Origin of the sequence: Escherichia sp. TW14182 (assembly GCF_000208525.1) — a bacterium.
Taxonomy (GTDB): Bacteria; Pseudomonadota; Gammaproteobacteria; order Enterobacterales; family Enterobacteriaceae; genus Escherichia; species Escherichia ruysiae.
Map to the genome: position 1 here is coordinate 1 of NZ_AEJZ01000200.1, position 6,709 is coordinate 6,709.

Annotated in this window: 7 protein-coding genes; 2 read left to right on the top strand and 5 right to left on the bottom strand. The window is 54.1% G+C overall.

From position 1 onward, the window contains the following. Positions 1 to 310: 310 nt before the first annotated feature. Positions 311 to 799 (top strand): N-acetyltransferase, encoded by a 489-nt coding sequence (gene yhhY / locus EQY_RS0116345; protein ID WP_001290289.1) that lies wholly within the window; start codon positions 311 to 313, stop codon positions 797 to 799. A gap of 60 nt (positions 800 to 859) precedes the next feature. Here the strand turns inward: yhhY and ggt are convergent, their stop codons facing one another. Continuing rightward, the gene (ggt, locus tag EQY_RS0116350; protein ID WP_000595112.1) at positions 860 to 2,593 is read right to left on the bottom strand and encodes a gamma-glutamyltransferase; all 1,734 of its coding nucleotides are present in this window, start codon (positions 2,591 to 2,593) and stop codon (positions 860 to 862) included. Positions 2,594 to 2,713: 120 nt separating this feature from the next. On the opposite strand from ggt, the gene EQY_RS0116355 reads away from it, so the two are divergent. Beyond that, on the top strand, positions 2,714 to 3,154 hold the full coding sequence (locus EQY_RS0116355; RefSeq protein ID WP_000826139.1) for a DUF2756 family protein: 441 nt from the start codon (positions 2,714 to 2,716) through the stop codon (positions 3,152 to 3,154). Here the strand turns inward: EQY_RS0116355 and ugpQ are convergent. Genes ugpQ through ugpA form a run of 4 tightly spaced genes read right to left on the bottom strand, consistent with a single transcriptional unit; the run spans position 3,141 to position 6,682 of the window. Further along, the gene (gene ugpQ / locus EQY_RS0116360; RefSeq protein WP_000073604.1) at positions 3,141 to 3,884 is read right to left on the bottom strand and encodes a glycerophosphodiester phosphodiesterase; all 744 of its coding nucleotides are present in this window, start codon (positions 3,882 to 3,884) and stop codon (positions 3,141 to 3,143) included. The two genes, EQY_RS0116355 and ugpQ, sit on opposite strands and share 14 nt — an antisense overlap. After that, positions 3,881 to 4,951, bottom strand: coding sequence for a sn-glycerol 3-phosphate ABC transporter ATP binding protein UgpC (ugpC, locus tag EQY_RS0116365; protein WP_000907813.1), 1,071 nt, complete (start codon positions 4,949 to 4,951; stop codon positions 3,881 to 3,883). Before ugpC ends, ugpQ begins: the two co-directional genes overlap by 4 nt. A gap of 1 nt (position 4,952) precedes the next feature. Beyond that, a complete protein-coding gene (ugpE, locus tag EQY_RS0116370; RefSeq protein WP_000572164.1) occupies positions 4,953 to 5,798 on the bottom strand; it encodes a sn-glycerol-3-phosphate ABC transporter permease UgpE in 846 nt (281 codons plus the stop codon). After that, positions 5,795 to 6,682 carry a sn-glycerol-3-phosphate ABC transporter permease UgpA gene (ugpA, locus tag EQY_RS0116375; RefSeq protein WP_000099289.1) on the bottom strand — a complete coding sequence of 296 codons (888 nt, stop codon included), beginning with the start codon at positions 6,680 to 6,682 and terminating at the stop codon, positions 5,795 to 5,797. Before ugpA ends, ugpE begins: the two co-directional genes overlap by 4 nt. Positions 6,683 to 6,709 lie beyond the last annotated feature (27 nt).

Below are 6,709 nucleotides of genomic sequence, written 5' to 3' on the forward strand. Positions count from 1 at the left end.
TGATAAGCGTAGCGCATCAGGCAATTTTGCATTTGTCTCAACACGAGCACTTCCCGTGGGCAAAATAGCAAGTCAGCCTGGCAGGAACGAAAGCAAAAAAAAAGCCAGCACCCGGCTGGCTAAGTAATACTGGAAGCAATGTGAGCAATGTCGTGCTTTCAGGTTCTCCGCGAGGGTCTTCCTGATCGCGAGACAATAATAATCATTCTCATTCGCACTTGTCCAACACTTTTTGCAAAAAAATGCATTTGACTCGCATTTGAAAGTCAATGATGTTGAAAGGGACATTTACCCCAAAGAGGACTGAGGAATGAGTGAGATAGTGATACGCCACGCTGAAACGCGCGATTACGAGGCCATTCGGCAAATCCACGCCCAGCCGGAGGTGTATTACAACACGCTACAGGTGCCTCATCCTTCCGATCATATGTGGCAGGAGCGACTCGCCGATCGTCCCGGCATCAAACAGTTAGTCGCCTGTATTGATGGAACCGTCGTGGGTCATCTCACCATTGACGTGCAGCAACGCCCGCGCCGCAGTCATGTTGCCGATTTTGGTATCTGCGTCGACTCCCGCTGGCACAATCGCGGCGTCGCCAGCGCCCTGATGCGAGAGATGACTGAAATGTGCGACAACTGGCTGCGGGTAGATCGTATTGAACTAACCGTGTTTGTCGATAACGCCCCGGCAATTAAGGTCTATAAAAAATTCGGCTTTGAGATTGAAGGAACCGGTAAGAAGTACGCTTTGCGTAATGGCGAATATATCGATGCGTATTTTATGGCGCGGGTGAAGTAAAGAATTTGCAATCTAAGTTGGTCATTTAAGCCCTCACCTACCGGGAGAGGGCTTAAGATATTAATACCCCGCCGTTAAATCATCCACCGAGCGCGGGTCGGATGCGCCGTACAACTCACCGTCCGGCCCAACCATAATGCTTTGTGTGCTACCCATCGCCTCTTTCAGCGCCACTTTCTGACCTTTTTCTTCCAGCAGCTTGAGCGTATCCGGGCTAAATCCTTTCTCGACACGCAGCTCGTCTGGCAACCACTGATGGTGGAAACGCGGCGCATTGGTCGCTTCGGCAACGTTCATTCCGTAATCGATACTGTTCACTACCATTTGCAGCACAGTGGTGATAATCCGGCTCCCGCCTGGGCTGCCAGTCACCAGCCAAGTTTTACCGTCTTTCACCACAATGGTTGGTGACATCGATGACAGCGGACGTTTGTTCGACCCGACGGCGTTAGCATCACCGCCCACCAGCCCGTAAACGTTCGGCACGCCCGGTTTGGCGGAGAAATCATCCATCTGGTTATTAAGCAGAATACCGCTCTCGCCCGCGACAATACCCGTACCGAAGGTGGTGTTCAGCGTATAGGTCACCGCCACCGCGTTACCGTCTTTATCCACCACTGAGTAATGGGTTGTTTGATTGCTCTCATAAGGCGCAAGTTTGCCTGGGCGAATTTCGCTGGACGGCTTCGCTTTGTTGATATCAATTTGATCGGCAATGGATTTGGCATAGGCTTTATTGGTCAGCGCCTGCCACGGCACTTTGACAAAATCCGGGTCGCCAAGATATTCCGAGCGGTCGGCGTAGGCGTATTTCTCAGCTTCAGCCATGATTTGCATCGCGTCGGCACTGCCAAAGCCGTATTTCTTCATATCGAAGTTTTCCAGGATATTGAGGATCTGCACGATATGAATCCCGCCGGAGGATGGCGGTGGCATGGAGTAAACCTGATACCCGCGATAATCGCCGCTTATTGGTGTGCGTTCGACCGCTTTATACGCCGCTAAATCCTCTTTGGTAATTAAGCCGCCGTTTTTCTGCATCTCCTGGGCAATCTGTTCCGCTATCTTGCCTTTGTAGAATTCGTCCGAGCCGTTTTCAGCAATCATCTCCAGACTCTTTGCCAGATTCGCCTGTACCAGCCTGTCGCCCTTTTTCAGCGGTTCACCCTCTTTCCAGAAGATAGCCTTGCTGTTTTCGTGATTCGGCAGCACTTCACTGCCGTAGGTTTTGAGATCGTCGGCCAGCGCGTCGTTAACGATAAAACCATCGCGCGCCAGTTTAAACGCCGGTTGCACGACTTTGTTCAGCGGCATAGTGCCGTACTTCTCCAGCGCCAGCGAGAAGCCTGCGACCGTGCCAGGCGTACCGGAGGCCAGATGCGAAGTGAGTGATTTTTTGCTGTCCGGATTGCCCTGGTCATCGAGAAACATATCGCGGGTCGCTTTGGCGGGTGCCATTTCGCGGAAATCGATAGCGGTTGTATTGCCATCCTTAGTGCGGATCAGCATAAAACCGCCGCCGCCCAGATTCCCCGCCTGCGGATGCGTTACCGCCAGCGCATACCCCACTGCCACGGCAGCATCAACGGCATTACCACCTTCTTTAAGGATATCCACCCCCACCTGAGTGGCAGTAGCATCCACAGACGCCACCATCCCCTGTTTCGCGCGTACCGGATGAAAGACATCTTCCTCCACGCCATAAGAAACAGGAGGCGCGGCGGCGGCGCTAAAACAACTTCCTGAGAGCAGAGCAGCAATGGCCACCCGGCGTAAAAACGTCGGTTTTATCATCGTTATTCTCCAGTTATGTGTGGGGCAACCCCAGCTAAGCCTGGTATATAACTCTGAATTAATCATCGTTTTGCCGGGAAGCGAGTAAACTTAAAGGATATCTTCAGAGGAGGATACGCGATGAAACGACTTCTGCTTTTGACGGCACTCCTGCCGTTCGTCGGCTTTGCACAGCCCATTAATACTCTGAACAACCCTAACCAGTCGGGGTATCAGATCCCCAGTCAGCAGCGGATGCAAACTCAAATGCAAACGCAGCAAATCCAGCAAAAAGGGATGCTGAATCAGCAACTGAAAACGCAGACGCAATTACAGCAGCAACATTTAGAAAATCAGATTAACAGTAACTCGCAGCGGGTATTGCAGTCGCAGCCGGGGGAGCTAAATCCCGCCCGGCAGCAAATGCTGCCCAACACCAACGGCGGGATGTTAAACAGCAACCGTAATCCGGATAACTCGCTGAATCAGCAGCATATGCTGCCGGAGAGGAGAAACGGCGACATGCTGAATCAACCCAGCACGCCGCAGCCTGATATTCCGTTGAAAACTATTGGGCCGTAAAGTTCGGATCAATCACGTCAATCGCATCGGTACAAATGCAATCCACGCCCCAGCGCAGCAACTCTGCCGCGCGCTGGGGTTTGTTGACGGTATACACCAGAATCCGTAATCCGGCGTCTTTCAACTGCCTCACTCGCGCTTTATCGAGCAACTTATGATTGAGATGAATAGAGACGCAGCCCAGCCGCATAGTCAGTTCTCGCCAGTCGTCGCGCCACTCATCAAGCAACAAACCGCGCGGCAGTTCCGGTGCAGCCTGTTGTGCAGCTTCTAAAGCATCAATCTCAAACGATGACAGCAGCGGCGGCGTCATAGCAGTCCAAAGTTCACGCGCCGCCAGCGCCACCATTTTGCCCGTTAATGACCCGGTGCCCGTGGTGGGTTTGATTTCGATATTCGCCATCATCCCATGTTCGCGGCAGCGTTCCGCCACCTGCGAAAGCAAAGGCAACGGCTCGCCTTTAAACGCTTTGCTGTACCAACTGCCTGCATCCACGCGCAGTAAATCCTGCCAGTTTAGTTCGCCTGCTACGCCCCAGCCGTTGCTGGTACGCTCGAGATTATCGTCATGGAGCAAGAAGATCTCGCCATCTTTCGATAACTTTGCGTCAAATTCGATCATCTTATGACCGTATTTTGCCCCCACATCGATTGCCGCCAGGGTGTTTTCCGGCGCCAGTTTACCGCCGCCACGATGGGCGACGATGCGGGGATAAGGCCAGTTACTCATACTCGTTGTCCTGTTTCACCATCAAAAAGATGTAGCTGATTTTCTGGCAGATGCAGCCACAGCGTACTGCCTGCCGTCGGGCGCTCCTGATGCGCCAGTCTTACCACCAGCTTCTGTTCGCCCCAGCGTCCGTGCGCCAGGTTATCTGCACCGAGGATCTCCAGCGTGTCCATCACCAGCGGCACGCCGCCTTCTGCCTGCGAGCTTAACGCAATATGTTCCGGGCGAATACCGAGGGTCATTTTACGTCCGGCATACTGCCGGTAGCCACCGTTTAGCGGCAGCGCGATACCGCCGTCCAGTTCGAAGTACGTGCCTTCGTTATTCACGCGGCCTGTCAGCAGGTTCATCGCTGGACTGCCGATAAAACTCGCCACAAACAGGCTGGCGGGCTTTTCATACACTTCAACCGGCGTGCCAATCTGTTCGGCAACGCCGCCGTTCATCACCATCACCCGCTGAGCGAGCGTCATCGCCTCAACCTGATCGTGAGTAACGTAGAGTGAAGTCGTTTTCAGGCGACGGTGCAATTGCTGCAACTCAAGGCGCATCTGCACGCGCAGCTTGGCATCAAGGTTCGAGAGCGGCTCATCAAACAAAAATACCGCCGGATCGCGCACAATCGCGCGCCCCATTGCCACGCGCTGGCGCTGCCCGCCGGAAAGCTCACGCGGGCGGCGCTTAAGCAGGCCGTCCAGTTCCAGAATGCGTGCCGCTTCTTGAACGCGCTCGGCAATTTGCTGCTTGCCCATGCCGCGAATTTTCAGCCCCCACGCCATGTTTTCTTCGACGCTCATATGCGGATAAAGCGCGTAGTTCTGGAACACCATCGCAATCCCACGATCTTTCGGCTCCATTTCGGTCACACGCTCATTGTTGATCCAGATATCGCCTTCCGTTACCCGCTCCAGCCCGGCAACCATGCGCAGCAGCGTGGATTTCCCGCAGCCAGACGGCCCGACCATCACGATAAATTCGCCATCCGCCACATCAAGGGTCAGCGGTTTAATGACCTGGGTTTTGCCATCCCAGCTTTTGGTTACTGCCTGTAATTTCAGTCCTGCCATCTTATTTCTCACTATCGACCAGGCCGCGCACGAAGGCACGCTGCATCACTAAAACAATCACTACTGGTGGGATCAGAGTTAACAACATCGCCGCCATTACCGAGTTCCATTCCGTGGTGCCTTCGCCAGTGGCGATCATCCCTTTGATCCCTGCAACGGTAGTGCCGAGATCAACGTCGGTAATAATCAGCAGCGGCCACAGATACTGGTTCCAGCCGTAGATAAAGGTGATCACAAACAGCGCCGCCAGATTGGTTTTCGACAACGGAAAAACAATGTCGCAAAAGAAGCGCATTGGCGACGCGCCGTCGATCCGCGCGGCTTCCACCAGCTCATCCGGCAGCGTCATAAAGAACTGGCGGAACAGGAAGGTGGCGGTCGCCGAGGCCATCAGCGGCAGCGTTAAACCTGCATAGCTGTCGAGCATCTTCAGATTGGCAATGACTTCTACCGTCGGGAAAATACGCACTTCAACCGGCAGCATCAGGGTGATAAAAATCATCCAGAAGAAGAGGTTACGCAGCGGAAAACGAAACCAGACAATAGCAAATGCCGAAAGCATCGAGACGGTAATTTTGCCGAGCGTAATGCTGAACGCCATCACGAAGCTGTTAAGCAACATCCGCCAGAACGGCGCGCTATTCGTGCCTACCCCGTTCACCCAGATGTTGTGGATGTTTTCCAGCAGATGTGTGCCAGGAATTAGCGTCATCGGCGCGGCGTAGACGGCTTGTTTATCCAGCGTTGCCGCGACAAACGCCACGTACAGCGGGAAGAGGATCACCGCGATCCCGAGGATCAGCATGGTATGGCTGAATATCGTCAGCCACGGACGGTTCTCAATCATTGGTAACGCACCTTGCTTTCAACATAGCGAAACTGCACCACCGTCAGCACGATGACGAGGAACATCAACACCACCGACTGCGCGGCAGACGAAGCCAGATCCAGTCCGGTAAAGCCTTCGCGGTAGATCTTATAAATCAGCGTCGTGGTGGCCTGAACCGGCCCGCCGGACGTGGCGGCGTCGATCACCGGGAAGGTGTCGAAGAAGGCGTACACCAGGTTCACCACCAGCAGGAAGAAACTCACCGGGGCGATAAGCGGCAGAGCAATCTTAAAGAAGCGGCGAATCGGCCCTGCACCGTCGATGGCTGCGGCTTCGATCAACGAACGGGGAATGGATTGCAGCGCGGCATAGAAGAACAGAAAGTTGTAGCTGATTTGCTTCCACACCGAGGCAAACACCACCAGAAACATTGCCTGACCGCTGTTTTGCGCGTGGTTCCAGTCGTAGCCGAACTCAGCGAGAAAATGGGTGATCAGCCCACGACCGGGGTTAAACAGGAAGATCCACAATACGGCGGCAACGGCGGGTGCCACGGCATACGGCAGCAGCATCAAGGTTTGATAGAAACGACTGCCGCGCACGATGTACTCCACCAGCGCCGCGAAGAACAGCGACACCAGCAAACCGCTGACGGTGACAAAGGTGCTGAATTTTATCGTCGTCCAGAAGGAGTCGAGATAGTAGCTGTCATGGAACAGCGTGACGAAGTTATCCAGGCCGACAAACTGGCTGGAGAAACCAAACGGATCGACGCTTTGTAGCGAATACCACAACGCTTCGCCCGCAGGCCAGATAAAAAAGATAACGGTGATGATGAGCTGCGGCGCGACCAGCAGATAGGGCAGCCAGCGCGAGCGGAACACCGGACGGGATGATGACATAAATAAACTCTTCGTGTTGTGTTCCCC